Here is a 26127-nt window from a genome sequence, read left to right on the forward strand (position 1 = left end):
GCCTATTCCTCCTAGCCTTAGCCACGCCTTCGTAGACAGGACAAATAATGGAAGTGTTAACAAAGGATGAAGTGTTATATCACCGGGGAAGTTTGCTGACGGCAGACGGCGTCATGGTCGCCTCATGGGATCTTGAACAACAGGAGAGTTTTTCCGGTGATTATTTTAGCCTGGCTGGCTACCGCGGTATCCGCAATGCCGCTGCGGCCCCTTTCAACGTGGATTATTGCAACGAATCTGTCGTGCACATCATTAATGGCATGGGCGTAACGCTGGGCGATTCCATTATTGGCCTGACTGCACTTGAGGCTCTGCGCGAGTTTAATCCCAACTTGCACACTATTATTTATCGGCCAGGGCGCGCGCCCCACTATGTCGATCAGCTTTATCATCTGGCGGCAGGCGTGGTGGCGGATCTCCGTTGGCTGCCGTGGAAGGCAGAGCATATTCCAGAACAAGAACTGTGTATCGATGCCGGTAATCAACTGTTCTGGCCAGCCTTCACCACGTTGCCGATGATCGATTTTTTTCTGCAGGCGCTGGGCGTTGAACCTACCGCTATTCCTGCTACGGCGAAAGCCAACCGCTGGATGCAAAAACTATGTCTGCCGCCATTACCTGAACGCTGGCAGAACAAGCCCTACGTGCTGTTTTGCCCCACCGCCAGTACGCCGTTACGCAGCATTCCGGCCAGTGCCCATGTGCCACTGGTGAATGCCCTGTGGGAGAAATTTGCCTGCCCAGTGCTAGGATTTGGCGCGGTAGATCATCCGCATTATGTGGATATTCAACCGCTTTCCACCACGACCGCGGATTTCCTGGCCTGGGTGAAGCATGCCCGCTATGTTCTGACATCGGATACCGCTGCGGTGCATATTGCCGCTGGTTACGATGTGCCAACCACCGCCTTCTTTACCTCAATCGCTCCCGAATTGCGGGTGCGAGACTATCCTTTATGTCAGCCTGTCTATTTTGCCATCCCCGAGCTGAACAACGTGCAGGCCAGCGCCAGAAAGCATGACCTGGAGCAGGTCGAACTAGCCTTTACTACCCTGATGCTAAACGAATTGCCGTGGGCCTGATCCCCGGTCTGGAGAACTACCGATGCTGTTGACCGCAATAAGAAATACCGCATTTGCCCTGCTGGCTTTGGTCATTACCCAAACCAGCGCACTCAGCTTTACCCTGGAAGTTGGCGGCAAGATTAAAAACACCACCGACGCCGAGAACAAAACCTATGTCTTTACCGATAAAGAGCTGTTTGCCATGCCGGTCCACAGCATCACGACCACCACGTCGTGGACGCCAAGAGTAAAATTCGATGGCGTATTGCTGGCAGATATTTTGGCTAAAGTGGGGGCCGAAGGCACCATGATGACGCTCTACGCGCTGAACGATTATTATATTGATGTGCCCATCTCGGACGTGGCTAAATACAATATGATCCTGGCCTATAAAATGGGCGGGGAAATGTTAAAGGTGCGCGATTTCGGGCCGCTGTTTCTGATCTATCCCCGCGATGCCGGGGGCGCGGAGCTCAACTCTCCGCTGTATAACTCGCGCTTTATCTGGCAGATCAACAGGATAGTAATTAAATGAAGTTAGTCCGCTTCAAAGACAGCGGCAGGTTGGCCATTCCGGCCATTTTTGCCGCCTTATTCCTGCTCGCCTCGACGGTGACGCTGTATTACTACAGTGCCACCTTGTCCAAAAAAGGGCTGTATGCCGTTGCCGGTACGCAGGAAAACTACTCTTGGTCGATCGCCAAGTTCGCCATCAAGCTGGCGGAATTTGAAACCCTGGTGGAACAGCAAAAAAGTACCAATCAGGTGGATATCGATAACCTGAGGCTAAGGTTCGATATTCTCTATTCTCGCTATTCGGTGCTCGCCCGCCCGTCAGAATCGACCCTGCCGCTGTATCACGAGCCTGGATATCCCGAGCTCGTTGAACGGATGCGCAATGAAATTACCCAGTTGGATCAGTTGGTCAACAGCCCTCAGGTAGATCTGGGGCTGATTTCGCAAGCCATGCAACAGATCAAACCCTCCGCGATTATGATGGCCAACCTGGCGGACCACGCTGAAGTGAAGCAGCGCACCGGCGCTTACGAAGATTTTATCGAGAAAAGGCACATCATCTTTTATGGCCTGGTGATCATTATGTTCTCGGTGATCGCGCTGATTGCCATCACGCTGATCGTCATCCGCCAGCAGCGCCAAACCATCAGCCAGCAGTCGAAGGCCATTCGCGCAGAGCAAAAGGCTATCCGCACCAAAAACGCCTTCCTCGGGGCCATCGGCCATGAACTGCGCACCTCGCTGCAAAGCATTATGTCCGCCATTGATGTGCTGACCAATACCCGCGTATCCCATGAGCACAAGGATACCTTCCACCGGCTGGAAACCGCCGCCGAGCAGATAGAAAGCCAGATGAAGGATCTCACCGATTATGCACGCCTGGACAGCGGCATGATGGAGCTGCGCATTGTTCCCTTTAATGCCCAGCAGGTGATCGACGAAACGACGGATGAAATCGCCATGCTGACCCATAAACCTGGGGTCAAACTGGTACGTGAAGTGGAGTTTACCCATGCGCAGGTCTATTCAGACCCTCAGCGGCTTCGGCAAATCGTGGTTAACCTGCTGACCAACGCCTTTAAATATACCGAAAGCGGCACCATCACGCTGCACAGCTGCCTGCGTAGCCAACCGGCGGGAAGCTCGTTAATCATTGAAGTCACGGATACCGGCATCGGTATCGACAATGCCCTGCTACCGCAGATTTTCGAGCCCTTTACCCAGCTCGATCAGTCAAATACTCGCCAATACAGCGGGGTTGGCATGGGATTGGCGATCGTCCACGGCCTGGTCGAATTGCTCGATGGCACGATCACGGTGTACAGCGAAGTGGGAGAAGGCAGCACCTTTATCGTCAGCATCCCCGTTGAGATCAGTGAAGAACAGTTGCCGGAGCAAAGCCCACGTCCGGCAGCGACGCTGTTGAAAAAAGAGCAGCAAATCCTGGTGGTGGACGACAATCCTGCCGCAGGCATGGCCTTTATCGCCCTGCTGGATAAGTTGGGCTATCAATATGAGCTGTGTGACTCGTCGGAACGTGCGCTGCAAAAGCTGTTGCGGCGGCCTTACGATGCCTTGCTGCTCGACCTGCAAATGCCCGGCATCGATGGTGTGGCAGTGGCGCAACAGTTGCGTGACCAGCGTGGCCCGAACCGTAATATCCCGATTATCGGTATCAGCGCCTATACGCCGGAGCTGCTCCCTAGCGAGCAACGCGCCATGTTTGACGATTACCTGATGAAACCGGTACGCATGGAGGCGCTATCCACCTCACTCACGTCGCTGTTTGTCGCTACAGATTAAAGCACCGTTGCAGTGCGGCTTCGATCACATGGAGCCGCACCGGCTTTTCATACGGGCCGAGCACGTCATAATCACGCATTGCTCTGGCAATCTCTGACTCACGCAAATCGGTGCCCAACTGGCCGGTCAGCACCAGGATCGGCGCATCCGCATGATCGGAAGTGCGAATGGTTTCGATGCATGTCTGCGCCGTCTCATGGCCTATCAACCAATCCACCACGTAGCCATCAAACGGGCTTTTGGCCAACGCCTGGCAGAAACTGCTGACGTCATAGAAAGCCACCGCGTTAAATCCTTGGCTATTGAGATACTTGGTTAGCTCATCAGCGGCCTGATGTGCATCGTCCAATACTGCAATGCTCAGGCGATCGTCCTCGCTAAGGCCGGGGCGGATCTCGATCAGTTCGACAGCAAAATACTTGCCCTGTGGGGCTTCGCCAGCTCGATAAACGATCCACTGCCCATCCTGCTGCAAGCCAACAAACTCGGCCTGCTTGCTGCCCACTAGTTCGCTGCTAATGTGCGCCACGCAAGGTAACGCCACCCCGGCCACAGAAAAGATGGCATCCTGTGCCACAGTGGACCCAACAGACTCGCTTTCGGGGAGAATGTCGACGATGGAGGCTGGCGTTTCTCCCAAGGCCAGTGCCACGCTGTTGATTTGCTCCAGCGTCCATGGGCTCTGGCCTTTCAGCTTGCGGTGAGCATGGGAAAAACTCAGATCCAAAATGCGGCTGAGTTCCTTGGCATGTTGTCGCTTGCCGATCCCATGTTGCAAAAAGAGTTCCCTGACCTTGCCTGCAATCGACTGCGAATCGAATTTTTGATGATTGTTAAACATGTTATCCTTCGATATATCTCGCTGATTTTTCAGTCGCTTTGTGTAGCGCGGCGAAATTTTCTGGACTGTTTTGCAATAAGTTCTGGACTGCCTCAGAGTGCGAAAAAAAGTAAATTTCGGACAGTCCGGGATTGAATGCACTAATTAAATTTACTGAGGGGCTTCCTCAATTCTCGTGCAATCCACATCAAATTTTCATTCCAATAAAGCGTCACATTGACGTCACTGCGGCAACGCCGGGCGTTCCGTTTCCCATGAATGGTTCGAGTGGCCTGACTCAAAGGTGCGATACCTAAGCCTGATGTAGCAAAAGATGGAGCGGTTCTAAAGGCATTGAGTAATGCACAAAGGCGTAGGCGGGAGATTGTAGAGTACAAAAGCCTATAAAGGTATGCCGCAACGTAAAGATGCTCTAACACTGGCTCCCCCTTCCACTTTCCATTAGAATGCTATGGTTTCTATCTAGATAGCAGAGGGTACATTGTTGCAACACTTCTTATCGATATTTCGGAAAAAATTATCTCCGAAAAAATGTTGTTTGATTTTTAACAGCGTCAATTTATCCGGAAGGCGCAGGCGCGAATTATTCAAGAAAACAGGCGTGACTGTAGGTAAAGAGTTCACTATCACGCCTCCTTTCTACTTTGAGTTTGGTAACATATCATTGGGAGAAAACGTATATATCAACACTGGATGCGTATTCCTTGATAACGCATCGATTATCATTGGTGATAGTTCATTATTAGGTCCGCAGGTTAAATTGTGTACTCCTACTCACCCTGTCTCAGCTGATGGACGGTTAGGGGAACACAGAACAACTTCACAACCTATATCAATTGGTAAAAATGTGTGGATCGGCGCTGGTGTCGTTGTTTTACCTGGTGTAACTATCGGTGATAATAGTGTAATTGCAGCAAATAGCGTCGTAAAATCAGACATCCCATCCAACGAATTATGGGCAGGAAGTCCGGCAGTGTTCAAACGATGCATTAAATGACGGGCCAGTCAATATTTGGTGCTTCATTTACATCAACTCTACTTAACTCAATACGGTGTTTTTTCCAGGCGATGAGTTGCGTTTTCTCTTCATCTGTAGCCATCTCCAACTCAACAGCATCAGTAAGGGTATTGATGTTCTCTGTCGCAATAGCTAAAAGCATTCTCTTTTTACCTTCAGCATTACTGATAATCTGATTTCTTTCGACCTGTTCATCTTTAACCCATACTTTCCCGTCCCAAACATCATAATCTGATGTGGGCTTCAGTGTCGTTAAAGCATCAGGGATTGGGCCTGGCTTTTCTATAACCATCTCTCTACGCGTGGATTTCTCCCAAACTATCCTCCCTCGATGATCTTCTTTCTGTTGCCACTCATCGTTGTCAAAGCAAACAACACAGCCTTCAGCGGCTTTGGGAGCTTCTATAACTGTGCAATAAGCGGGGAGTCCTGTACCAGCAGGAATATAACAGTCGCTGACACCGAGAAACTCCTTTGTATCAGCCATGAAATTATAAACTTTAATGGTTTGCGCTTCACCTGACATTTCAAACATTATGCTAACCTCACAATATAGTTAAAGACGATATTTTTGACGGTATTTTCCACATTACCCACTGCACTAATGGTCAATCCATGTGTATGGCTTCCAAGAGCTAAAGTATGACTGTGTGCACCTATACCGACCCAATGATCATGAGCGCCAATATAGATGGCATGGGCATGTTCTCCTGCGTATGACGTTGTTGCTGGAGTAGATGATAAAGAAAACTGGCTACCTGACGCACCATTTCCTCCAGGATAATTTGGTTGGTAATATGTGTGCGCATGACTTCCTTGAACATCAGTACCTTTACTACCGTAATCAAACGCCGTTGTTTGTTTTGAACCATAGTCGAAAGCTGACGTTGTCTTTGTTCCCAAATCTGTCGCATTGACTGTACCACCGTGCGTGTGCGACTTAATGCCATCTTGCTCCTGGCTTAATAAATTTCGTCCACTGGCCGGTTTACCTTTAATCATCCATCCGCGCATATCCGGGATTACACCACCAGGATAGGCAAGGGCAAGTTTAGGATATTTGACCTTGTCAAACGTCTGACCTTGCATAAATGCAAACGCATTACCCGCAGGAAGCGTATCGCTTGGCCAAGGGATAGGTGAGCCAACAGGCAGTAATCCATCAGGAGCCGGAGGTGGGTTAGCCTCATCGAAAATCATTATCCACCCTTGCCAAACTCCATTACGCAACGAGTTTCGCCAGTGTTTATCGTTAACCTGTCCCTTATCGGTCAATGCTCTGGCAATCAAAACCCCAGACCGGTTACCAATGGCTGACATTAATGACCAATCCAGCTCATAGGAAACGGCTGTTGAAGGCATGTCAAGTGAAGGCGCATTGACAGCATAGTTGCCGCTTGCCATCCCTTTAATCACTGTTAATGTATCTTCTTTAGAAACCTCTTGCGTCTCGCCACCAATACCAAACTCACCACGTTTGATATAACCTTCCGTAGCCGTGCCGGTGATTTTCTTGATTGCCGCCAGTAATTGGTCTTGTTTGGCGGGGTCAGCTTCAATACCCGCAGACTTCAGCACGTTGATTATTTCCTGCTGAGCGTCACGGACTGCACCCTGTGAGTTATTCATCCATTCAGCGGTGACGATGGTTCCTTCAATCCCCTGCGTCGGATCGCCATCGTGGAACAGTTTATCCGGCGTATTGACCGGTGGCATTAAGCCTTGCATTATTTGTCATCCTCATACGTGAAATAACAATCTGTAAAGGCCGGTTTAAGGTCCTTAAATGTGCTTTCTAAAATAGATTCACCGAACGCTAACAATGGCTCACCCGTTGCCGATGCTCCCGTCCGGAATCGGTATTTCGGGGTAACGGCCTGCAAAACGTTCACCTGCCATACCCAGCGCATCCCTTCGATATAAAGACGTTCACCACACCGGTTAACCCCGACCTGAAAGGCTCGGGGTTCGCTGATAGTGATGGTGTAACCGAGACTGGCGGCCAGGCTGGTAAAGTACGCAATAGACAGCCCCCCTGTGGCAGCCATCTTGACCAACACATTCTGGCGGCGTTCCTGCTGCGTAGCCCCATCACGCGGGACCACGTCATAAACCCGCTCCCAATCAGAGAGCGTCACCGATGAATAAAATGGCGTAATGGATGCCAGAACGCTGGCCGCTGACGCTCGAACCGTGTCCATCAAATTCGCCTCCGCCGTTAACTCAGCAGAGAGATTTTGACCGTTAGGGTCATAACTGAGCGGCGGCAACAAGGCTCGGAATAAATCAACCGTGTTCATTTCAGTGGCTCCACGCGGATATTCCCGGGGCGCAGCCATTCCCATTTTGTCGCGTCAATCATTGCCGGGACATTTCCGGCAGGCGTTATTATTTTCCTGTCGGTTATGCCGCTAATGAGTGAAATTTCGGTTTCGAGCTGGGAAACAATAAGTGTTTGCCCAGGCTCCAATCGGTTCATAAAGTCAGTAATGACCGACTGAACCAAGGGCGTGACCTGCGCTATCGTCAGACCAGTGACGGCAGACTGAACCACAAAATCAACCGCCTTTTTCGTCGGAGCCAGTACCAACGTATCCTTCGCGGTGACCGGGCGAATTTCATCAATATGGGACTGAACGGCGTTTATCAGCGCCTGCGGCGGCAGTTCATTATTTGACGTAATGGCCACGTCCACGGTTCCAAGCCCTCGCCGTAGCGGCGCTACATAGGCAGATGTGACTCCCTCGACCTCTAACGCCCAGCGCTTGTAGTCGTACTTGTTCCCGCCCGCAGGAGGCTTGCGCAGGATGTCCAGGTAACGCGCCAGCAGGCTGGCGTCCGATTCTGTCTCGGTGCCACCCGCCAAAGGATTAACCGTCACCGTAGTGTTAATGCCTTCAGGCGGGCTGACCAGCGTCGCTGTCTTTGCCGTTGTCGTGTTGGTGCTGACGCCGGTTGCCGTGCTTTTTACTGCGACCTGGCCAGTGCCATCATCGCCAATGGTGCAGGTTTCAGTGGTCGACACGCTGACGCCTTCCCCCCGGATTTGTGCGCCTGTTTCGAGCACCTCACCGACCGTGCCGGTGATCGTGACGTTGCCTGACGAATGGGTGGCTTTTTTGCGGTAAATATTACGCTGTCGACAATGCAGCTCCAGATTTTCGGTGTCGGCGGTATCGGGGAAAATCTGACGGACGATCCAGCCCTGGTGAGCATAGAGACCATCCGCTACGCCGGACACTGCATTGGCGCGGACGCCATAATCGCTGTCGGTGCCGGTATCGATGTTTTCATCCGGGAGCGCGTTTTTAATATCACGCAGCTGGCGGGCTGTGCTTTCTGCAACAGTAGGGACAGGGAACGTCATCAGGTGATCCTTACGGGGTGTTTGAACGTATGGGGCGAGCCAGCGCTGTCTTGAACCGTGACGCTCAAGAACAGCCACCCCTTCGGACCCTTTTGCGCGTCGATGGTAATGGATTGCGCACGTCCGTCATTCAACAATGGCTGAAGCGCCTGCTCTGAATACTGAATGGCCAGCAGCCTGACCTGGGGAAGGTCTTTATCCCGCTTCAGTTCATGGAGACGCGACCCCAGCGCGGGGTCTGCCCAGTAACTCCCGAGCGGAGTTTCAAGGCGCAGATAAACCGCGTTCTGAAGTGAGTCAATCCGGCTGTGAGTGTAATCGCCGGTCGTGGGGGAAATATTCTGGTCCATGCTGCCAGTGTGGCAGCATGGACCAGGGAGTAGCGGCTGAGGGGGTTCAGCGTTTAGGGGATGGGGTGACCAGTGGGTTTGCCGCCGTTGCCGTTTGGATGGTCGTGACCCGTCAGTGAAATGGTTCCGGCTTTCACGTCGCCATCTGTCTCATAATTGCCAGCGGTCTGGCGGAGTGTACCCTCAAACGTTGCCGTTGCGCCATCACCACCGCCTTTGATGTCCATACCGCCGTTACCGCTGATTTTCCCCGTTGCGATAACCTGCTGACTGGCAGTGACTTTAGGCGTCGTAAAGTCGGCGCTTTCTTCGGCGTCCACCTCATATGTTTTGCACTTGACGCGGTAGACGTCGCAGGTCGCCTCGATAATCTTCCCGCGCTTGAGGACGATGCGGGTGCCCTCATCGGTATACAGTGCCACCTCGCCGGTCTTGAGCGCCGTCAGTCTGTAGCCGCCGTGCTCAGTCGCCACGATGACGGTGTGGGACGTTTGGCCATTGAGCGGGACAGCTATTCCCATGCACCCGGCGGGCGGGTTGGAGGTGTAGCCGTAGTGCTGAAAATACTCCGCCCCGTCCAGCCGCTCCCCGGCCAGACCACTGAGCTGGATCATCTGGACCTTCGTTGTGCTGTTGGCTGAGCCGGTGACCACACGGAACGCCTGACGGATGTTCTGGAGCGCCTGCGCAATGCGCTGATTCACTTTTTGCCACATCGTAATCCCCTTATACGTCCACAATGGCCACGTCGTTATTGTCTTTCTTGCCACGGCGGTGGCGGCGTTTTTTCTCACGCGGGAACGCGTCGGGGATCCACACGCCATCCTCTTTAAATCTGAGGCGGGTGGTCTGGCCATTGCGCCCTCCACTGAACTGGCGACCCATCAGGAAGAAAATGGCGTCCAGTCCGTGGGGTTCACTGACAATGCGGACCCGCTGACCAGGTTCCCACAGGATGCCCTCCGGGGTTCTGTGGCCCGCTACCTCGGCGCTGATATCCCAGCCTGACAGACGGGCGTCGCTCATCTCTTTTTTTGCTCTGTAGTTCACCTGCTCCCTGTTGTTGGTGTCCCCGAGGGTGATGATCTGCGGACGGTAATACGACACCGTTGGGTCGGTGGCGACGGCCTTCATATTGTGGGTGCCTGTCTGGCTGTCAACGGTATTGTCGCTGACGGCGTTGCGTCTGACGCCACCGTTATCGTCCCAGATATCGATGGGGAGCGGCGCGGTATCACTCTGACTGTCTGCGCTGCGGGCGTGGCTCTGTGCCAGCGCGGTCAGCGTTGAAAAACAGCCATTCATGGAGCGGTTATCTTCCAGGGATAATACGTTATTACCCGCACCGTCATTCTTCAGAACCAGCGTAGCGACCGGGCTTGCCGAGTAGTCAGGGCCACCGACGATTAACGTCCCGTCAGCCGCCATCCAGGGCCAGAGACCGCGACCGGCGGCGGCTTTTTCCAGTGCGTCCCATGCGCGTGTTCCCGGCTCGATCGTCACCTTGTCGTTACGTGGCGCACTGTCGGCCTGTATGCGGATATTACCGATCCCCAGGGGGCGAACTATCTTCTCGATCACGTCGTCCAGGCCAAGCTGGTTGGCACTGAACACCGGCGCGGCGCAGTCGACCAGAATGGCCGCGTCATCGCGCCCGCTCAGTGCCAGCGAATAGTTTTGCCGGGAGACAATGCGGCTGACTGTATCAATCCGACCACTGAGGACGGTCTCACCGCCCACCTGTAGCCTGACGATCGCGCCGCGCACAATGTCCGCCGGAAAGACCTTATCCGGCAGGCCAAGCGATAATTGCCAGGCGTCCGCAGGCTTTAGAAAATCGCTGTCGATGCGATAGCTTGACCAGTCGGCGTGAGATCGGCCAGCAATGACCAGGCTGATCACTTCCCGGTCATCATTTTGCGTAGGCATTGAGAACCATCCCGGCGGTGATGAGGTTCGGATCCCGAACCTGTGGATTGAGGCGAAGCAACTCTGCTGCGCGGTTGTGGTCGGTGTACCAGTCATGCGCCAGAAGGCGCAGACAGCTATCGGTCTGGACGCGTTTACGCGTCAGCGGTGGTCGACGCGACAGGACCAGCAGACCTAAACCTTGTACGGCCAGCCCGATGGTCTCCAGTCGGTCGACCAGCGTCAGCCACATGATCCCGACCGGTGCCGTGGTTTCGGTTATCAGCGCCCGCGCTGGCTCGTAACGTGAACGCAAGAACGTGATGGCAGACTGGATCCGGGTGCGGACGTCGTGGACCAGCCGTTCGATATCGTCAGGTGTGAGTAAGGTTGTCTGTGCTTCATCTGATAATATCGCACAGGCCGCGCTGGCCAACTCCGCCACGGCTGAAATGGAATACGCCGCTTTAACGTCCTGCACGTCAGACAGCGACGAACCCGATGGCAGCGGGACGCTCGGGGTCACGTCGCCATTAATAAAGGACTCCGGCAAGTCGACCAGGCTGTCCATGTCGCTGACAATCTCATTCCAACTGGAGATCACGGTCGATGGCGTTGCCACGTCAGGGGCGCGGGGAGCTATCCCGAGTGTCGTCACGGGAGCGGACAGTGCCAGTGAGGGCACTGCGCTGGCCACGTTCGCCGTGTGAACCTCCAGAACGTTGCCCAGCTCCTGAATAAACGTATCAGGGGCACTGGCCAGCCCGACCCACTGCTCGGCGCTAAAGCGCACGTCGCTTTTAAAGGTCAACAGCGTGTTAATGAGTGCGGACTCAATGGTTTTACCCCGTTTAATGAGACTGTTAACGGTATTTAATGGCGCAGTGATCGCGGCGAAAAAGTCGCCCAACTCGTCGGTGAGCTGGTCTAGTTCGTCGAATAATGCACTGCCGAACATCTCCGGTAATGCCGTGCTGAACAGCCTGAACCCGGTTCTGTTCTCCAGGAAGTTCAGCTCCACCGTGCAGCTGTCAGGAGCCTCTGCATCGTGCTGGATGTCGTAACGGGTGACGATGACTGACGGGACAGAGCCATAGACCGGGTGGATCAGTTCGCCGTCGCCAGGCTCGTCCAGGACCGCCATCAAGCGCTGTAACCGGTATTCGTAAGTATTACCCCACAGAAACGCCGTCAAGCGGAACGTCCTTGGCTTGCGCCCCAGGTCCTTCACGTCTGCACCGTCGACGTGTGGGTATTCATACTGCGCGTGGTCGCGGCTGATTTGTTCGTTTGTGGCCGTGACGTCAAACGTCACGCCCCTGAATGATGCGATTTGCAGATTGTCAGCCCAGCCCATTATTGGGATCCTCCTGTGCCTCTGTTACCGTCCTGCACGTTGTAGGCGTTGACCGCCTCCGCCAGAACGTGGCCATCAACGACCAACTGTGTCGTGACATTAACCGGGGTCGTGGGCGGTGATCCGGCTTGTGCCTGCTGAGGGGGCGTGTTGTTCCTCACCCCGGGTGTCGTACCTTGACCGCTCCCTCCTTGCGTGACGGCAGTGACCTGGTCTGGCGAAACGGACGCATTCCCGGCGCTGCTCTGCTGGTCGGCCAGATAACGCTGGATCCATTGCTCGTTTTCCGTTGAGTAACCTTCTCCGAACTGATACCAGGGCTGGTATTTTTTCCGGGCGGCGTCGATGGTGGACTGCGGGTAGTTGGCGCGGATCTGTTTCCAGCGTTCCTCGCTGCCGTTTAATGCGGTATCTTCCTCATCCGTGGTAAACGTGGCAATAGAGGTCACGGCCATGGCGGGACCGGCTATTTTTGACGCTGCCCCGAGCGCACCCGAAACGCCTATGCCCAGTGTTTCCGCGACGCCAGCGGTGTCTTTCAGACTGTCGACGGTGTCTGATAACCCGCCATCACCTTTCCCCCCTCCGCTAATAAACTTGAGTCCTGCAAAGGCCACTGCCGCAGCGGTCATCGACTGGATAGCGGTCGCCGCCCCGGCGGCGGCAGTCGCCAACCCCGGGAATTCTTGCGCCAGGTCTGTCAATTTTCCCGACGCTGCCCCCGCCGCATCGGCCAGACTTTTTACGCTGTCCATCTGCGCAAAATCGGCCGTGTTCTTTGCCTGCTCAACCTTGTAATCGTTGGTGCTTGTAATAAAAGCAAAATCTTCATCCCCGGCCCGTTTGCCGACAGGCAAGGTGCGCTGCTGGTTAATCTCAGCCTCGACCTGTTTTCGGTATTCCGGATTGTTACGGTAAGCCAGCAAGGCCATCAGCGCCTGGCGATCTGCCATGATTTTACCAACGCCGCTCCCTTCCAGAAGACTGGCCATCGACTCCATCACGGCTCTGCGTTCGCCATCGTCTTTCGTGCTGGCCATCTTCGCTTGGAGTTGCTGATAGCGTTTATCGCTGCCCACAACCTTATCCACTACCCGGGAGAATGCTTCGATAGGGTCAATCCCTTTTTCACGGGCGTTCGCCAGTGTGCCAGGCAAGTCGATGCCGTGGCCGTTGATCTTGATACGGGCAGCGGAGTCTGCCGCCTCACGGCTGGTGAGTTTGGCCAGCAGGTTGACGACATTATTCCCGGCTTCGTCGCTGCTGCCTGCCGTGACCCCGGCGACTTCGTTCAGGGTCAACAGCTTGGCGAAGTCGTCCATGCCCTTCATCCCCGCAGCCCCCGCAGTGGCCATCTGTGGTGCCAGCCAGCGAGCCATGTCTTTGAGTTCAAAGTTACCGGCTTTACCTGCGGCGATGGACATATTCAACATGGTGGAAATGTCTTCATCCTTCAGGCCGAAAGACTGCTTTCCCTTGATGGCCAGCGTGGCAAGGTCGAGCGCAGACGCACCGGAGGCGGTGGCGCTTTTCATAATTTCCGGCAGTAGCGTGTTCGCAGAGTCATAAGACACCACGCCGCTGGCCAGCATCTGGTTCATCGCTTCCGAGGCGTCTTCTTTGGTGCCACCACCGTAACCGACAGCCTGGCGAATGCTGGTTTTCAGCTTGTCACGTCCCGCCAACCGCCCGGCCTGGCCGCCGTCGCTGAATGCAGTATTCGCCATCATGGAGAGCTGGCGTTCATAAACCATTTGACGGTTTACGGGGGCGGCTGTCATGGCGACACCAGCGGCCAGCCCTCCCGCAATGCTCATGGTATTACCGCCAATGCGTTTGGCTTCAGCCACCCGGCTGAATCCGCGCATTTCCTGGCGCAGTTCCCGGATGCGGCCTTTCATCGACCTGAAGGCTTTATCCTGCTCCTGGGCGGATACAACGCCGCTACGCGTCAGTCGGTTGTAACTGGCGATGGTCTGGGCTATTTCTCGCTGGATGGTACGCTCGGCACGAACGCCAAGATTTTCACGGGCTGCCGCAGCGCGTCGGGACTCATCCGCCGCTGTTCTGGCCCCTCGAGCACCTTGCTCGCTGCTTTTCTTCGCCGCGTCGCCAGCGCTTCCAACCGCCTTTTCCGCATCGCTAGCGGCTTTGGTGGTGAGTTTCAGGCCCTTGGCCAGTACCGCAGAGGCGTCATCCTTTGCCGTCAGGGTCATGCCAACTTTGAAGTTACCGGCCATTGCGCGTTTTCCCTTTTTTACGTTTCGTTCTGCGGGACTTAAAGGACTTGTGAGTGACGGCAGGATCCTTTTTACCGGGCTTGTTGCCGTTCAGTTTGCTGAGGGCCGCCAGTCTGCCGTCCAGTTCCGGACGGCTCATCTGCATTATGTGTTCTTCGGTGATGCCGTATCGCCCGAGGGCAAGGGCGGCGAGTCTGATCCCGGCGAGCCGGGATTCCCGCCGTTCCGCTTTACCTTCAGTCGCTTAATCGCTGCACTCAGTACGTCATAGTCGTCTTCGGTCAGATTGTCGTTTAACAGCTCCGCCGTCAGCGCCTCAGCAGGAATATCGCCGAGGCGAATAAGCGCCAACGCAAAAACCGCCGTTCTGTAGAACGAATCAGCCGCGTAGCCTTCAATGGTGCCGTATTTTTCCTCCGTGTCTTCGAGGGCCTGGCCGGTCATCTTCATCACCGGCAAGCGGATCTCAAATTCACAATGGACGGTGTCACCGAACGGGATCCCATCCAGCAGGGTCCCGGTCTCTGTCTTGACCTGTGTCATGCGTCAACCTTCCTCAAAGCAGCCAGTTTGATATCGACTTTAGCTTCATTGTCGACCGTATATTTCTCACCCACCTCCACGGTGAAGCAATCCAGGTATGACGTCCGTTTACCGCTGTTATTCAGGGGGTAAATGGAGATCTTCACGCCTTCCAGACCCTCCCAGTCCGGCTCGTCGGTATCAGGAATAACCGCCGATACAGACAGTTCATAGGTCGCGATACCCCGGGAAAAGCCTTTTGCCTTACCGGTTTTGTTCATCGTTTTAACGAGCTTGCGGCCCGTTGCGATTTGTACATCCAGGTCGGTGATTTCGATTTCCTGGCTGTCAATCTCCAGCACAATCGAACCGACGTATTCTTCAAGCGCCATGCGGTAACCCTCCTTACAAAATCATATCGATACGGCCTGCGAAAACATGCAGGCCATTGACGACGTCAACCGGGATGACCGAATCACAGCGGTTTGGATCAAACTCACTTGGCTTGACGATAAGCTTGTCCTTGTTGGCGGCCACGTTCTCCAGAATTTCCGCGTCATCCAGCTTGGTCAGCACGTCGTAAAGCTCGCTTTTAACTTTTGGCGGTGTGCGTATATTGAGTTTTTCACGCGGAAAGCGCAGGCTCATACGTTCACGGCAGGCTTTCCGGGTGTAATCCAACGTACGGATAGAGGTAATATCCAGCAGGGCCGGATCCTCGACGCCTTGCTGATTGACGATGTACGAACTGACCGCACGGACAATCTGCACCGTATTACCCGGGCCGACCTCAATCGGGGTAAGACCGTTATACAAGGCGCTTTCCTGTTCATTGCGGCCTTCTCGCTGCGTCATGGAAACAATATCCATCCCTTTCAGCGGGAGGGTATTGAGTGGGCGGGCGGGGTCTTCTTCGCTGGCCATCACTGCGCCATACGTTGCCGCAAGGATGGCGGGCAACTTTTGCGACCCGCGATACCAGGGAATGGACACTCGCCCGTTGTTCACCTGGGCGGCGAGCGTCGTCCCCGTACCGAGACTGCCGACCCAGCCCGCACAACCGACCGCGCCACGTTGCTCCATTGCGCTACCGGTGCTGGTCAGGTGTTCACTCAGCGCCGCCAGTGCGTCATCGGTGCTGAACGGGCAGATCAGGATGTTATGGCCCGCCGCAAAGACGGCATCCAGCGCGGGCTGAATATCGGGGTCCATTTCACCGCCCGCCATGGGAGTGAGGGTGAGCGTCAGGCCGCTGGCGGTGGTGCTGGCCTGTAGCGTGATACCGTTACCCCATTCGCCAAAAGTGCGGGCGGAGAGCGTAAGCTGGCTGTCCTGTGAGTCATACGCACCGGAGACCAGGAGCGTCGGATCCTGCGCCATCGCTGCCACCAGGGCTGGAATGATAGTGTCGGGCTTGTCGCCGCTGCCCACGTTCACCGCAACCTGTTTCCCGGCAATCCACACCGTGATCGTCCCGCTCTTTGTGGCGGTGCCTGCAATCTTCAAGCCACCGCTCGCGGCCACCCCGGCGTTTCCATTTTCAATACCGATAACATCCAGTTGAAGGTAGCGGTTGGCGGTAATGGCCGCGCTGGCCATGTTGGCTGCCAGCGAACCCGCGCCGAAATAAGTCGCGGCCTCGTCGTCAGAGAACACAGAGACTGGGGTCAGCGGCTCGGCAGTGCCGGAGGGTAACATCGGCCCGATCACCAGAACCCGCTGAGGGTTCCCCGGAAGCGTGTTAACCGCCAGACGGGTGTTAAACTCAATGTATACTCCCGGTTTGCGGATGCTGTTCGGGATGGTGTCAAACTGGATCTCACTCATTTTCTGACGCCTTCTTGGTTGTTTTATCCTGCGCGGTGTCGGCTTTGCTGGCCGGAGCCTGTCTGCCGGACGTCGCTGGCGGTGTAACCTCATTAACCCGCAGCAAATCGCCCTCTTTGAGGGCGCGGCGGTAATAGGCCGAGCTTTCAACCTCGACCGGCTCCCCGGTGATGTAGTTTTTTACGTCGCGCTCCTTCGGGAATTTATCCACCCCCGGGGCTGCTTTAACCTTGATTGTTGCCATTGTTCTCTTTCCTCAGTTCGAGCAGGTCTTCGGGGTCATCTGCCGCTACCGTTCCTGATGAGTGATAGCGCATCCCGATATGCAGTAAATCAGGGTCTGGGTCAGACAGTTGACTCCTGTAGGTATTAAACGCGGCATCCGGTGCGTCCGCGTCTGTCGATCGCTCAGGCCATTGGCCATTCTCCAGCGCCAGTTCAATCCACGTCGTATCAAATTCACAGGCAAAGACCGATGCCGCCTTGTCTTCCGTTTTCGAGTTAAACAAGGTGCGGACCCGACCAGGCTCGAAATAGTCGATTTTCATCCCCAAATCCTGCCCGGTGATGAGTCGGCGAACCGACTCCACCAGGAGGTTGGTCCCCACCTCATTGAGATTGACGCCGCCGTGCCGGGTACTCTGTTCGTCACGGGTGTTGTAGTCGCCGACCACGACCACAAAACGGCCCGTCACTCTCCGCTTCTGGCGAGATGTGCTGCAACGCTCGGTCTTTTGGATCCCGCCGAACGTGACCCAGACACCGGGGAGGCGACGGAGGATTTTCCCCATGTCGTCGTCCAGTTCGCCTGCGTAGGTCGTAACATCGAGGATCATCTGCCCAAGACCACGACGCAGACGGTCGACCAGGGCCAGTTCAATATCGGTGATCAAAACGCCCCCCCGTCAGTAGACTCACGACCGAACTGGCGAACACCCGAATAAATCCGCATCTGAGACGATGACGGGATCACGCCACCGGACGTGTCGCGCCCGAGGTTTATCTTGCCGCTGGCCACTTTCTCCAGAAACTTGATCGAGTCGTCATAACGCAGGCGCATTTCCTCGGACAAAATCCGGTGATCCGTGGCCAGTTGGTAGCGGGTAATGTCGCAGCAGTAGCCGATCAGGATCCCCGGGCTGTCCGGCCACGGTGTTTTGTAACGCCCCACCAGGTAGCCATCGATGACGTTACTGGCACGCTCCAGCGCAAAGGTCAGCTTGTCGTTGTCGACCGTGCCGGTGCGCTTTTCGTCGGTCAGTGAAACGGTCTCCCGTTCGCTGAAGGTTTTAACGAACTGCTCTGGTGTGGCGTAGGGCATGGTTATTTCCCTTTCTTCTCAGTGGCGGCCGCCAACTGCGTCGCCAGGTCAGCAGATGTCTGACGTTCGGTGTCCAGTGCAGCAGTCAGGTCAGTCACGCACTGACGGGCCGTTTCCAGGTCTTTGGTCAGCGTGGCGATCTCATCCTTGGCGGTGGACTCCTGCGTCACCAGGATTTGAATATCCCCCTCAAGCTGGAGAACCTTTTGCTTTAGCACATCGAGCTGGCCGCCTCCGCTGTTTGCCGTATCGTCCTGGTTACGGATGGCCACGACCAGCATCGGCTCGGCCTGAAGCTCCGCAATCTGTTTAGGCGTGAACGTATCCAGCGGCCAGGTCTGAGTGGTGTCGCTGTGGGCCATACCGCAACGGCGAAAACCGTCGCGTTTGGCGGTGATGTCGATAACCTTTTCCATGTCTTATGCCTCCGTTCCGATAGAACCGTAGCCCAGTTGCCACAGACCAAAACCTGCCGCGCCGCGAGCTTCTGCGCCGAATTTGAATTTTTTGCGGTTGAAAACATCGTCCGCATTGAGATCGGTTTGTTCAACCGGGTGCGGGGCTTCACGTTCCTGATAGAAGAACGGCGTGATCGCTTTGCTGGTGTCCAGCAGGAACCAGGCGGTGTCACTGGTTAAACGCGGCTCGGCGACAACCTCGGCGGTCCCCTTGTATATGTTGACCTTGCCATCCTCCAGGCGGTCAGCCGTCATCAGAGTGCGAGCGGTGTCTTCCAGGGCTACCGGGACCAGGAGAATATTCGGGTTCACATTCAGCGGTCGATTGTCATCGTCCTTGACCTTGCGCATTTGGGTACGCGCCACCCCGAACGACGCTTGAGCCGCTGCAAGAGAGGCGCAGGACAGCGCTTTTGTCCCTTTGTTGGAGAAGACGCCATCGCCCATCGGGTGGTCGGTGTCAAAATAATACTGGCCGTCGTAACACGGGGTGCTGAACGACGTATTAATTAGCCCAAAGACCAGATCGTCAGGCAGCTGTGCCGCCGATTCTCCCGCGGATTTGGCCTGGATGGCATAAATCCCGGTCTGGTCGTCCTGAAGGTCGTTGCGGTCGACCTCGATGGTGGCTTCCCAGTCATCGTTAATGACGGTGTATTTAAAGGCCGCCAGTGATTTGATGACCTTGTCACCAATCCACTTACGCATACCTGGGAAGCTGGACAGCCAGCTGTAATCATTGGCGCGCCCCGTTGACTGGATTTTCATCGCCACCTTTTGCCACTGCGTCGGGGCGGTTTTTAATGCCCCGTTAAACGTGGTTTTAAGGTTGACGAAAAACAGCTGAATATTCGCCTTGTTAACAATCATTTTTTTATGACTCCTTAAGAGATGTAAACCCAGACGCCGTCTGGAGACACTTCGATCACAGTACCGGCAGTGCGTTTCGAGGTGGCATCAACGGCGACGGTCACGCTGTCTTGCACCTGGCAACGTCTGCCGACCAACGCCTGCGTCACCGGTTTGGATGCGCTGTTAGCCAGGCAAAAAGCCCCACCGCGCCGGATTAGCACGATCACGTCGCCGTCTGCGCCGCCCGTGTTATCCACGAACTCGTCGGAAACACCGCTGACCGCCAGATTATCGGTGTCGCTGCCCCTGTCGGCGGGCACGGCGAAACCTTCCTCATTGATGGCGACCATATGGCCCCCGTAAATTTTCACACCGCTGGCGACCTTTAAGGCGATGCGCAGCCCGTCTTTACGCCACGTATTACGATCCATAGTGTTAATCCTTCAGTAATTTGGCCATTTCTGCCGGGTCGTTGCCGAACTGGTTACACAGTGCGATTTGTTCGGCGGTTAACTGCGCCACGCTGATTTTGTCTTCCGGCTTCGGTGGAATAAAATCCTCGCTCTGCTGATGAGTCAGGGCGGCAATTTTCGGGGCGTTGCCCAGCCAGGACTTGAGCGCGGCCAGGTCCTTTTTGCCGTAGTCCTTCGCCCATTGCTCCTGAACCGACAACAGGCGGCCATCCGACAGTGCGGCCTGAACCAGCGTGTCGACTTCAGCGGTGCTGGAGGTTTGCGACATTGCCGCCAGGCGCGTCTGTAATTCGGTGACGACCTCAATCGGGGAGTGTTTCGAGGGGTCATACGCATTGGCTGACAGGCTGGCGATTTGTTCATCGCGTTGAGCCAGCAGCGCAAGCAGCCCGACAGAGGCGGCAGCTGTTCCCTGGCCCGTCGAAATCGCGTCGATCACTTTTTGAAGTTCGGCTTTGATTTCTTCCGGGGTTGCAGTGACGGGCAGGTTCAGCATCCAGCGAATGCTGGTGAGTAGCTCTGCTAAATATTCTTCGTCCACGGTTGTGGTCTCCGATTCGGTTGATAAGGACGCCAGACGACTGGCAGCGGCAAGCATCACCTCGTCCATGTCGTCTAACGCGGGGGTGTTGGTGAGCGCGGCGTGAAGCAGTTGGCGAACCTCGCCACGTTTGTTGTAGCTAAAGACGGGGGAAATAAAGCGGTATTCTTTTGCCGCAATCATCGCCGCCGCGTTGGCCGTCCATTCGACGCCTATCGCATACAGACCATCGCCTTCACGCCATTCCACCTTGCTGAACCAGCCCGCAGCCGGGGCGGGCTTGCCGTTCTTGGCGCTGTGCAGCGTTTGGTGTTCGTAGTCAATGACGAAAGGGTTTTTTGCCGCGTCGACCTGCGCCACCAGAGCGGCAGCCAACTCGGCGTTAATGATCCATTTGCCGCCGTCGACATCGAAGGGACGACCATCGACGCCAGCAAACTCCCCGGCGGGGAACAGCTGGATCTCGTTGGCGGTGCTGTTGATTTCGAGGGCTAAAGCCGCGATACGTGTTTTCATGACACGCATGATGACGCGCCTGGAATATCGGTAGCGGCTGAGAGGGTTCAGCGCTTAGGTGTGTTTAATGCAGGGGGGACTGGAGGCCAAACCGCTTTTAAACCCTTTTTAAAAACGCGCCTGCGCGGTTTTAACCGGGTCAGAGCCATCGGACTGCATTCAAGGGGACAAAAACGCGTAGCGGGGATTACAGCGCGTTTGTATGCACTTAGTCAATCACTCGGGCAAAATAGCGATTGGCGGTGTCTTCCAGATCAGTAATATCGCTGTCAACAATTTGCAGGAATGGACGCGCTGGCATCTTCACGGTATAGGCACCGACCGTGGCACTTTGCACAAAATTACTGTTACGCTTTTTGACGAACTGGCGGCTGACGCTGCCGTTCTTGTACTGCTTGAAATAGAGATTTTGGCTTTTGGCCGAGTGCTTAATCTCGCCGCCCTCGTTGTGGATCCTCGCGTAGCGAACATTTGTCCCGACCGTGGCGTCGTCATTCGTTACGGCGGCGCGGATACTGGCCGCCAGTCGCCCGGACTTCTGGAGGATTTGTCCGGAACCGCGTTGCCTGGCATAGGCAGGACTCCAGCCCATCCACTTGGGGCGGCCCTCGTGTTGGAAATTGGTTTCCACCACATCGAGCAGGGTGCCCGCCAGCGCCGTCATCAGGTCATGCCGCTGGGTCGTTGAGCGGATGAGTTTTCCCAGCGTGGTGTTATAGGCGGTCAGGTCTATTTTAATGTCCATCATGTCCCCGGGGTGTCCTGCATTGACCAGGCGATCAGCTCGTCACCATCGACAGTGGCCACCGACCAGCGGTCGCCTGATTTCATCGCATAGCGCCAGGCTTTACCGTCCTGCGTGAGTTGCTGCGCGTTCTCGATGGTCTGTTGCATCAGGACGTAATCTGACAGCCTGGGCGGTGCGCCAGTGCTGGCTAACTGCTGCATGACAGTTGCACCGATGTTGACCGCCTGAAACTCGGCGGCGGTCTGCCTGACCTGGGACGGGGAGAGCACGGCGACCGGGTAGTGCTGCTGTTTGTCCAACTGCGTGACGTTCTTCAGGCCCTGTGCAAAATCGGGACCGGTCAGGGAGCCGGTAACGTACTGACGCGCCGACAGGTAATCATACTTTTCCAGTTGCGGCTGATAGGCCACCTTGCCCGGATTGAACCCGAACCCCGGGTCGGCGGTGTAGACGCTGCCATCCGGCATCGTGAGACCCATCGTCTTGATGGTCTTCCCGGGCTGGCAGTATTCTTGCTCAACCTCCACCAGGCGACCTTCGCTGCGCTGAACGTTGAGACCATACTTGTCGACGTCAGACTGCGAGCGGGCGCGTATACGGCAGCGGCAACCGTACCCGTCGGGGGTGTAGAGGAATTCCCAGACCGGGTCGTCTGCGGGGGCGGTGAAACCGTTCAGCGCGGCATGTTTGGGCCGGGTGTGGATGTCCATCACGGCGACGCGCTCAAAATAGGGACGGTCGGCCACGTTGGCCATCTGCTGAACGTAACGGCCTGCGTTATAGCTGGACTGTATGTTGGTGTTGAACAGGGTCTGTAGTCGGCGCGGCGTTAACTGCTTACCCTGGAGTTCCCCGGTATCAGGATCGGCGACCAGTCCTTTCCCCATCCAGCCCTTCGCCTCCAGTACCGGCTGCAGGGTCTTCACAAACTCCTGATAGGTGTCGCCGTTTTTCAGTGCCGAGTGCAACCCGCCCCGGATATCCTGCAACACATCGAGTTTCAGAACGCCCGCGACCGTGAACGCCCGGGCATGGGCCACCGTCTGCACGTCGTGCCAGTTGAAACCGATGGCGTAGCCCTTGCTTTCGAAATAACGGATCGCCTCTTCTGGGGCCAGCGTGTAGGCGTACCCCAGATCAACATCGTCAGCTGTCGGCATTCAGTCGCCCCCAGATATCCGAAACAAAAAGGGCCTGCTCCAGCAACTGCCGCAGTGCTGCATCCGGGAGGGTCGGCCACGCGTGCGCCAGGATGTTCATTGCCTCATCCGCGCTGTGGCCCTGCTGGAGTGCGGCAACCAGTGGGGTCAGTAACGCCTGCATCCCCTGATTAATCGCCTCTGCTGGGAGGTCGGCGCGGTCGATGGCGCGTTGTGCCGGGTCGTCGTCTTCCTTCGCCTGGCTCAACGCGGCCAGGCGCAGGTCCTCACGAATACGGCTGAGGCTGGCGGTGTTATCGCTGACCGCAGGCAGCGCCAGCACCGGCTCGCCATCCTTCGGTGTCGGGATGCCGATTTTTTTGCGGACCCACGACTGCGGGATATCCGGCAGACGGACATCGTTCACCAGCGTGGCCAGGGCCGTGGCCCAGTCTTTAAACGCGATTTCTTCCTGGGTATCGAAGACAAAACGCGGGAGGCGTCGCGTTCTGATATGGCCGTAGCCGTTGAGGGCGGCCATCATCTGGGTGAGGCTTAGAAACATCCCCTCCAACTGACGGGCGTCGGCGGTCAGGATATCGTGGCGGACCTCGTTGTGGACGTTCCCCAGCGCGTTGGTCGAGGTTTTACCGTCGGCCTGGCTAGTCAGCGTACTGCCTAAAATCGCTTTGGAGACGGTACGTTCCGACCAGTCGATCATCGCCATAAAGGGCGTTTCACGCCCGCTCGCCGCACTTTCAAACTTGATTTCATTCCCCTGCGGAATGGCGGCCACGGCCTCATGACCGAGATGGACCAACGCCTGAAGGATTTGGTCGCGGTCTTCGTCGCTGGTCCCCTGAGCGTAGTAGGCAATACGTGCAGGAAGGCCGTAAATCTCCAGGAACTCGGCGAGGTCGCGCAGCGCAAAGTTCTTGAACAGATACGGCCAGACCAACACGCGGAACAGTCCCGACGAGCCGATGAAACCAGACCGGGCATTGTTGCGGTGAACCAGCCAGCCAAACGGCCACAGCGCCGATCCACTTTTCCCCTCCTGATAACTGCCATCGTCGAGACGAATTTCGTCGCCCTGGTCCGGCAAGGTGTTAAACCAGTGGTGAGGGCGCTTGGTCAGCGACTCCGGCAACCAGATGTTATCGACCCGTTCCCACGCCATCTCCTGACAGCTGAAGCCATAGCCGACGGCACTCATGCCGTTGAGGATGACGTCTTCCATATTGGGGATCCCGCCCATCCAATCGGCCACGGCGGCGGTGAGTTTCAACTCCTCAGCGCTGGCATTCAGGGGCGGCTCGATGGACCAGTCCAGCGTTAACAGCGCATTGCGCCGCTTCTCCATCTCGGCGAACAGGTGGCCGTCACGTTCTTCCATATCGCCGAACAGGCACGCCTGAGCGGACAGGTTGCCCTGCTCGGCGGCTTCCAGAATGCGCGGCAGGCGGCGAATATTCAACCCGCGTGACGGGTGATCGGGATAAATGCGCAGGCGCTCCGCCACCTTCACCGTCTGCGCCGTCTTCAGGGCCTCGCGCTGTAACGGTTGCCCGTACCTGTCAACAATGGCCATTACCAGCCCCCTCCTGAACCAAAACGACCATCACGATCACGCGAAGCACCGCGTGGCGTGTGGACCTGAAATTTCGCACTGCGTGAGACCGCAAGCCGCCAGAGCATATCGAGACAGTCCGGGCCGTCGTCGTGGTCTGCCTTCGGGTAGTGTCTGAGCTGGTCAATCAGGGTCTGGTGTGCCGGACTGACACGGATCAGGCCGTTGACCATGTGCGGCTGTAACGACTCGATACGCAGGGCCTTATCTTCCAGCGGAATGACCGGCAGCGCCGGAACCGGGACGCCTAATTTGGCGGAACGTTCAACTAACACGGTGCGTAAAAACTCCTGAAACTGGACCGCCTCAATGGACCAGCAAAGGCAGTGCCATTCGCGCTGGTACTTGATGGTGTCTTCAATAATTTTATCGGGTAAACGGCGACGGATATCGGCCTCCACAACGTCCAGGATCCCGGTGTAGCGATTAAAGCCCCCGACCAGAATGGCGGACGGGTCACGCTTCTTGTTCTTCTTGCCGAGGCTCGGGTCAACCGCGCCATAAAATACCCATTCGTTGAGCCGGTTCACCCAGAAATTGATACAGCCCACGAACAGCGCATCCTCGCCGCTGACCGGGTCGTTCTGGTATTCACTGTCGAAGGTGTCATGACCGTCACGAACGCGGATTTTCATCAGTGCCAGCAGCGGACGCGCCGCCCATGAAACGATCGCGTCCTTCAGCATGGCGGCCTCATTCTCGATGTAATAGCGTTCTGCTTCCTGTACCTGCTTGTTGCGGATCAGTTCTTCCCACTCGTCCCACAACTTCATGTTGGCGGGCCACTGGATCACAGCCTTAAATCGGGCAGTTTTCCACATCGGGTTATCCAGCGTTCGGGAGAGAACGGAATCGTAGTGGAGAATAGTACCGATGTAGACGATATCGGTTTTCCCGCCCGCTTCCCCGAGCGGCATGACGGTCTTCGTTAACCAGTCGTGAAGCTTGTCCCGCTGCTCATGGTTGCGGACCATCTCGTCGTTCTCGATATCGTCCAGGATAACCAGGTCAGGACGGTACGGGCCATGACGCAGACCACGCAGCTTTTTACCGCTACCCGCGACCGTGACTTTGATATTGTTGGCGGTGACAATGGTCCCCATCCGCCAGACGCGTCCCTGGCCACACGCCGCCGGGAAGTCGTTTTTTAAACGTGGGTTAAACTCCAGTTCCGCCTTGATGGCTTCCAGCATCGGATACGCCTGGTCTATCGAGTCCATAATGATGACCGGGTAATGCTTGATAGCCCGAATAAGGGTCCACAAAACGAACAACTGGCTGACCAGCGTCGATTTTGCTTCGCCACGCGGGGCCGCGATGGCGTCGTTCTCACCGTCAGGGCTGGCGATAATCTGCGGCAGTCGCTTGAATAAATACTTGTGCAGTTCACTTTTTGCCGGGTTACGGACGTAGTGCGGGAAATACGTCTCCACAAAATAATCATACCCAGTGACCGGATCGGCCACGGCAGCGCATCGCGCTTTAGTCGCCTGCGGATCGACAGCAAAACCCAGACACTCGGCTTCGATGGTTTGGCGTATGCTGGCGATGTACTCAGCCAGTTCCTGCTGGAACTCCTTGAGCGTCTTTTTTCTCTTGGCCATAAAATTCCTGATTATGCTTAACGTGTAACCCT

General features: G+C 55.9%; 28 protein-coding genes and 1 pseudogene. 4 read left to right on the plus strand and 25 right to left on the minus strand.

Annotation, left to right across the window (positions count from 1 at the left end):
- The first annotated feature begins 47 nt into the window (after positions 1–47).
- The 3 genes from KGP21_RS27295 to KGP21_RS27305 are packed head-to-tail and all read left to right on the plus strand — an operon-like array spanning position 48 to position 3383.
- Positions 48–1082, plus strand: a complete 1035-nt coding sequence (locus KGP21_RS27295; RefSeq protein ID WP_218520160.1) for a glycosyltransferase family 9 protein — start codon at positions 48–50, stop codon at positions 1080–1082.
- A gap of 22 nt (positions 1083–1104) precedes the next feature.
- A complete protein-coding gene (locus KGP21_RS27300) occupies positions 1105–1599 on the plus strand; it encodes a molybdopterin-dependent oxidoreductase (RefSeq protein WP_024527650.1) in 495 nt (164 codons plus the stop codon).
- The gene (locus KGP21_RS27305; protein ID WP_021807382.1) at positions 1596–3383 is read left to right on the plus strand and encodes an ATP-binding protein; all 1788 of its coding nucleotides are present in this window, start codon (positions 1596–1598) and stop codon (positions 3381–3383) included. The genes KGP21_RS27300 and KGP21_RS27305 overlap by 4 nt, the downstream gene beginning before the upstream one ends.
- On the opposite strand, the gene KGP21_RS27310 is transcribed toward KGP21_RS27305, so the two are convergent.
- Positions 3373–4224 carry a helix-turn-helix domain-containing protein gene (locus tag KGP21_RS27310; RefSeq protein ID WP_021807381.1) on the minus strand — a complete coding sequence of 284 codons (852 nt, stop codon included), beginning with the start codon at positions 4222–4224 and terminating at the stop codon, positions 3373–3375. The genes KGP21_RS27305 and KGP21_RS27310 overlap by 11 nt on opposite strands.
- Positions 4225–4825: 601 nt before the next feature.
- Between KGP21_RS27310 and KGP21_RS27315 the strand changes: the two genes are divergently transcribed.
- On the plus strand, positions 4826–5221 hold the full coding sequence (locus tag KGP21_RS27315) for a DapH/DapD/GlmU-related protein (protein ID WP_223498978.1): 396 nt from the start codon (positions 4826–4828) through the stop codon (positions 5219–5221).
- Here KGP21_RS27315 and KGP21_RS27320 read toward each other — a convergent pair.
- From KGP21_RS27320 to terL, 24 genes and pseudogenes are all read right to left on the minus strand, one after another.
- Entirely contained in the window at positions 5214–5777 is a 564-nt protein-coding gene (locus KGP21_RS27320) for a tail fiber assembly protein (protein ID WP_223498979.1), read from the minus strand. The genes KGP21_RS27315 and KGP21_RS27320 overlap by 8 nt on opposite strands.
- Positions 5777–6463: pseudogene (locus KGP21_RS27325) on the minus strand (phage tail protein); the annotation flags it as partial. The pseudogene KGP21_RS27325 and the gene KGP21_RS27320, both read right to left, overlap by 1 nt.
- Positions 6464–6969: 506 nt before the next feature.
- A complete protein-coding gene (locus KGP21_RS27330; protein WP_223498980.1) occupies positions 6970–7542 on the minus strand; it encodes a YmfQ family protein in 573 nt (190 codons plus the stop codon).
- Positions 7539–8609, minus strand: a complete 1071-nt coding sequence (locus KGP21_RS27335) for a baseplate J/gp47 family protein (RefSeq protein WP_223498981.1) — start codon at positions 8607–8609, stop codon at positions 7539–7541. The genes KGP21_RS27330 and KGP21_RS27335 overlap by 4 nt, the downstream gene beginning before the upstream one ends.
- Positions 8609–8959 carry a phage GP46 family protein gene (locus KGP21_RS27340; RefSeq protein ID WP_223498982.1) on the minus strand — a complete coding sequence of 117 codons (351 nt, stop codon included), beginning with the start codon at positions 8957–8959 and terminating at the stop codon, positions 8609–8611. The genes KGP21_RS27335 and KGP21_RS27340 overlap by 1 nt, the downstream gene beginning before the upstream one ends.
- A gap of 53 nt (positions 8960–9012) precedes the next feature.
- On the minus strand, positions 9013–9675 hold the full coding sequence (locus tag KGP21_RS27345) for a phage baseplate assembly protein V (protein ID WP_223498983.1): 663 nt from the start codon (positions 9673–9675) through the stop codon (positions 9013–9015).
- 10 nt (positions 9676–9685) lie between these two features.
- Positions 9686–10888 (minus strand): phage baseplate assembly protein, encoded by a 1203-nt coding sequence (locus KGP21_RS27350; protein ID WP_223498984.1) that lies wholly within the window; start codon positions 10886–10888, stop codon positions 9686–9688.
- Complete coding sequence (locus KGP21_RS27355) at positions 10872–12182, minus strand: DNA circularization protein (protein ID WP_245398477.1); 1311 nt, start codon at positions 12180–12182, stop codon at positions 10872–10874. Before KGP21_RS27355 ends, KGP21_RS27350 begins: the two co-directional genes overlap by 17 nt.
- A 41-nt stretch (positions 12183–12223) precedes the next feature.
- A complete protein-coding gene (locus KGP21_RS27360; RefSeq protein ID WP_223498986.1) occupies positions 12224–14464 on the minus strand; it encodes a phage tail tape measure protein in 2241 nt (746 codons plus the stop codon).
- Entirely contained in the window at positions 14454–14609 is a 156-nt protein-coding gene (locus tag KGP21_RS27365) for a hypothetical protein (protein ID WP_223498987.1), read from the minus strand. The genes KGP21_RS27360 and KGP21_RS27365 overlap by 11 nt, the downstream gene beginning before the upstream one ends.
- Entirely contained in the window at positions 14609–15007 is a 399-nt protein-coding gene (locus KGP21_RS27370) for a hypothetical protein (protein ID WP_223498988.1), read from the minus strand. Before KGP21_RS27370 ends, KGP21_RS27365 begins: the two co-directional genes overlap by 1 nt.
- A complete protein-coding gene (locus KGP21_RS27375; protein ID WP_223535853.1) occupies positions 15004–15378 on the minus strand; it encodes a phage tail protein in 375 nt (124 codons plus the stop codon). Before KGP21_RS27375 ends, KGP21_RS27370 begins: the two co-directional genes overlap by 4 nt.
- A 13-nt stretch (positions 15379–15391) precedes the next feature.
- Entirely contained in the window at positions 15392–16813 is a 1422-nt protein-coding gene (locus KGP21_RS27380) for a phage tail sheath C-terminal domain-containing protein (protein ID WP_223498990.1), read from the minus strand.
- Positions 16806–17057 (minus strand): DUF2635 domain-containing protein, encoded by a 252-nt coding sequence (locus tag KGP21_RS27385; protein ID WP_223535854.1) that lies wholly within the window; start codon positions 17055–17057, stop codon positions 16806–16808. The genes KGP21_RS27380 and KGP21_RS27385 overlap by 8 nt, the downstream gene beginning before the upstream one ends.
- Positions 17038–17706 (minus strand): DUF1834 family protein, encoded by a 669-nt coding sequence (locus KGP21_RS27390; protein WP_223498992.1) that lies wholly within the window; start codon positions 17704–17706, stop codon positions 17038–17040. Before KGP21_RS27390 ends, KGP21_RS27385 begins: the two co-directional genes overlap by 20 nt.
- Entirely contained in the window at positions 17703–18134 is a 432-nt protein-coding gene (locus KGP21_RS27395; RefSeq protein WP_223535855.1) for a gp436 family protein, read from the minus strand. The genes KGP21_RS27390 and KGP21_RS27395 overlap by 4 nt, the downstream gene beginning before the upstream one ends.
- 2 nt (positions 18135–18136) lie before the next feature.
- Complete coding sequence (locus tag KGP21_RS27400) at positions 18137–18550, minus strand: HI1506-related protein (protein WP_223498994.1); 414 nt, start codon at positions 18548–18550, stop codon at positions 18137–18139.
- A gap of 3 nt (positions 18551–18553) precedes the next feature.
- Positions 18554–19462: a Mu-like prophage major head subunit gpT family protein gene (locus KGP21_RS27405; RefSeq protein ID WP_223498995.1), complete on the minus strand. Its 909-nt coding sequence runs from the start codon at positions 19460–19462 to the stop codon at positions 18554–18556.
- A 14-nt stretch (positions 19463–19476) separates the two neighbouring features.
- Entirely contained in the window at positions 19477–19875 is a 399-nt protein-coding gene (locus KGP21_RS27410) for a hypothetical protein (protein WP_223498996.1), read from the minus strand.
- A 4-nt stretch (positions 19876–19879) separates the two neighbouring features.
- Positions 19880–20974 (minus strand): phage protease, encoded by a 1095-nt coding sequence (locus tag KGP21_RS27415; protein ID WP_223498997.1) that lies wholly within the window; start codon positions 20972–20974, stop codon positions 19880–19882.
- Between the two features lie 208 nt (positions 20975–21182).
- Positions 21183–21719 (minus strand): phage virion morphogenesis protein, encoded by a 537-nt coding sequence (locus KGP21_RS27420; RefSeq protein ID WP_223535856.1) that lies wholly within the window; start codon positions 21717–21719, stop codon positions 21183–21185.
- Positions 21719–22882 (minus strand): phage minor head protein, encoded by a 1164-nt coding sequence (locus KGP21_RS27425; RefSeq protein ID WP_223535858.1) that lies wholly within the window; start codon positions 22880–22882, stop codon positions 21719–21721. The genes KGP21_RS27420 and KGP21_RS27425 overlap by 1 nt, the downstream gene beginning before the upstream one ends.
- On the minus strand, positions 22869–24452 hold the full coding sequence (locus tag KGP21_RS27430; protein ID WP_223499000.1) for a DUF935 domain-containing protein: 1584 nt from the start codon (positions 24450–24452) through the stop codon (positions 22869–22871). The genes KGP21_RS27425 and KGP21_RS27430 overlap by 14 nt, the downstream gene beginning before the upstream one ends.
- A complete protein-coding gene (gene terL, locus KGP21_RS27435) occupies positions 24452–26095 on the minus strand; it encodes a phage terminase large subunit (RefSeq protein ID WP_223535860.1) in 1644 nt (547 codons plus the stop codon). Before terL ends, KGP21_RS27430 begins: the two co-directional genes overlap by 1 nt.
- Positions 26096–26127: the final 32 nt, after the last annotated feature.

The organism is Serratia sp. JSRIV004, from assembly GCF_019968705.1.
GTDB lineage: Bacteria > Pseudomonadota > Gammaproteobacteria > Enterobacterales > Enterobacteriaceae > Chania > Chania fonticola_B.

What these genes read in the sequence shown, in the direction of transcription:
- KGP21_RS27295 (WP_218520160.1), top strand. Translation starts at nt 48, where the DNA reads ATGGAAGTGTTAACAAAGGATGAAGTGTTATATCACCGGGGAAGTTTG.
- KGP21_RS27300 (WP_024527650.1), top strand. Translation starts at nt 1,105, where the DNA reads ATGCTGTTGACCGCAATAAGAAATACCGCATTTGCCCTGCTGGCTTTG.
- KGP21_RS27305 (WP_021807382.1), top strand. Translation starts at nt 1,596, where the DNA reads ATGAAGTTAGTCCGCTTCAAAGACAGCGGCAGGTTGGCCATTCCGGCC.
- KGP21_RS27310 (WP_021807381.1), bottom strand. Translation starts at nt 4,224, where the DNA reads ATGTTTAACAATCATCAAAAATTCGATTCGCAGTCGATTGCAGGCAAG.
- KGP21_RS27320 (WP_223498979.1), bottom strand. Translation starts at nt 5,777, where the DNA reads ATGTTTGAAATGTCAGGTGAAGCGCAAACCATTAAAGTTTATAATTTC.
- KGP21_RS27330 (WP_223498980.1), bottom strand. Translation starts at nt 7,542, where the DNA reads ATGAACACGGTTGATTTATTCCGAGCCTTGTTGCCGCCGCTCAGTTAT.
- KGP21_RS27335 (WP_223498981.1), bottom strand. Translation starts at nt 8,609, where the DNA reads ATGACGTTCCCTGTCCCTACTGTTGCAGAAAGCACAGCCCGCCAGCTG.
- KGP21_RS27340 (WP_223498982.1), bottom strand. Translation starts at nt 8,959, where the DNA reads ATGGACCAGAATATTTCCCCCACGACCGGCGATTACACTCACAGCCGG.
- KGP21_RS27345 (WP_223498983.1), bottom strand. Translation starts at nt 9,675, where the DNA reads ATGTGGCAAAAAGTGAATCAGCGCATTGCGCAGGCGCTCCAGAACATC.
- KGP21_RS27350 (WP_223498984.1), bottom strand. Translation starts at nt 10,888, where the DNA reads ATGCCTACGCAAAATGATGACCGGGAAGTGATCAGCCTGGTCATTGCT.
- KGP21_RS27360 (WP_223498986.1), bottom strand. Translation starts at nt 14,464, where the DNA reads ATGGCCGGTAACTTCAAAGTTGGCATGACCCTGACGGCAAAGGATGAC.
- KGP21_RS27365 (WP_223498987.1), bottom strand. Translation starts at nt 14,609, where the DNA reads ATGCAGATGAGCCGTCCGGAACTGGACGGCAGACTGGCGGCCCTCAGC.
- KGP21_RS27370 (WP_223498988.1), bottom strand. Translation starts at nt 15,007, where the DNA reads ATGACACAGGTCAAGACAGAGACCGGGACCCTGCTGGATGGGATCCCG.
- KGP21_RS27375 (WP_223535853.1), bottom strand. Translation starts at nt 15,378, where the DNA reads ATGGCGCTTGAAGAATACGTCGGTTCGATTGTGCTGGAGATTGACAGC.
- KGP21_RS27380 (WP_223498990.1), bottom strand. Translation starts at nt 16,813, where the DNA reads ATGAGTGAGATCCAGTTTGACACCATCCCGAACAGCATCCGCAAACCG.
- KGP21_RS27385 (WP_223535854.1), bottom strand. Translation starts at nt 17,057, where the DNA reads ATGGCAACAATCAAGGTTAAAGCAGCCCCGGGGGTGGATAAATTCCCG.
- KGP21_RS27395 (WP_223535855.1), bottom strand. Translation starts at nt 18,134, where the DNA reads ATGCCCTACGCCACACCAGAGCAGTTCGTTAAAACCTTCAGCGAACGG.
- KGP21_RS27400 (WP_223498994.1), bottom strand. Translation starts at nt 18,550, where the DNA reads ATGGAAAAGGTTATCGACATCACCGCCAAACGCGACGGTTTTCGCCGT.
- KGP21_RS27405 (WP_223498995.1), bottom strand. Translation starts at nt 19,462, where the DNA reads ATGATTGTTAACAAGGCGAATATTCAGCTGTTTTTCGTCAACCTTAAA.
- KGP21_RS27410 (WP_223498996.1), bottom strand. Translation starts at nt 19,875, where the DNA reads ATGGATCGTAATACGTGGCGTAAAGACGGGCTGCGCATCGCCTTAAAG.
- KGP21_RS27415 (WP_223498997.1), bottom strand. Translation starts at nt 20,974, where the DNA reads ATGAAAACACGTATCGCGGCTTTAGCCCTCGAAATCAACAGCACCGCC.
- KGP21_RS27420 (WP_223535856.1), bottom strand. Translation starts at nt 21,719, where the DNA reads ATGGACATTAAAATAGACCTGACCGCCTATAACACCACGCTGGGAAAA.
- KGP21_RS27425 (WP_223535858.1), bottom strand. Translation starts at nt 22,882, where the DNA reads ATGCCGACAGCTGACGATGTTGATCTGGGGTACGCCTACACGCTGGCC.
- KGP21_RS27430 (WP_223499000.1), bottom strand. Translation starts at nt 24,452, where the DNA reads ATGGCCATTGTTGACAGGTACGGGCAACCGTTACAGCGCGAGGCCCTG.
- terL (WP_223535860.1), bottom strand. Translation starts at nt 26,095, where the DNA reads ATGGCCAAGAGAAAAAAGACGCTCAAGGAGTTCCAGCAGGAACTGGCT.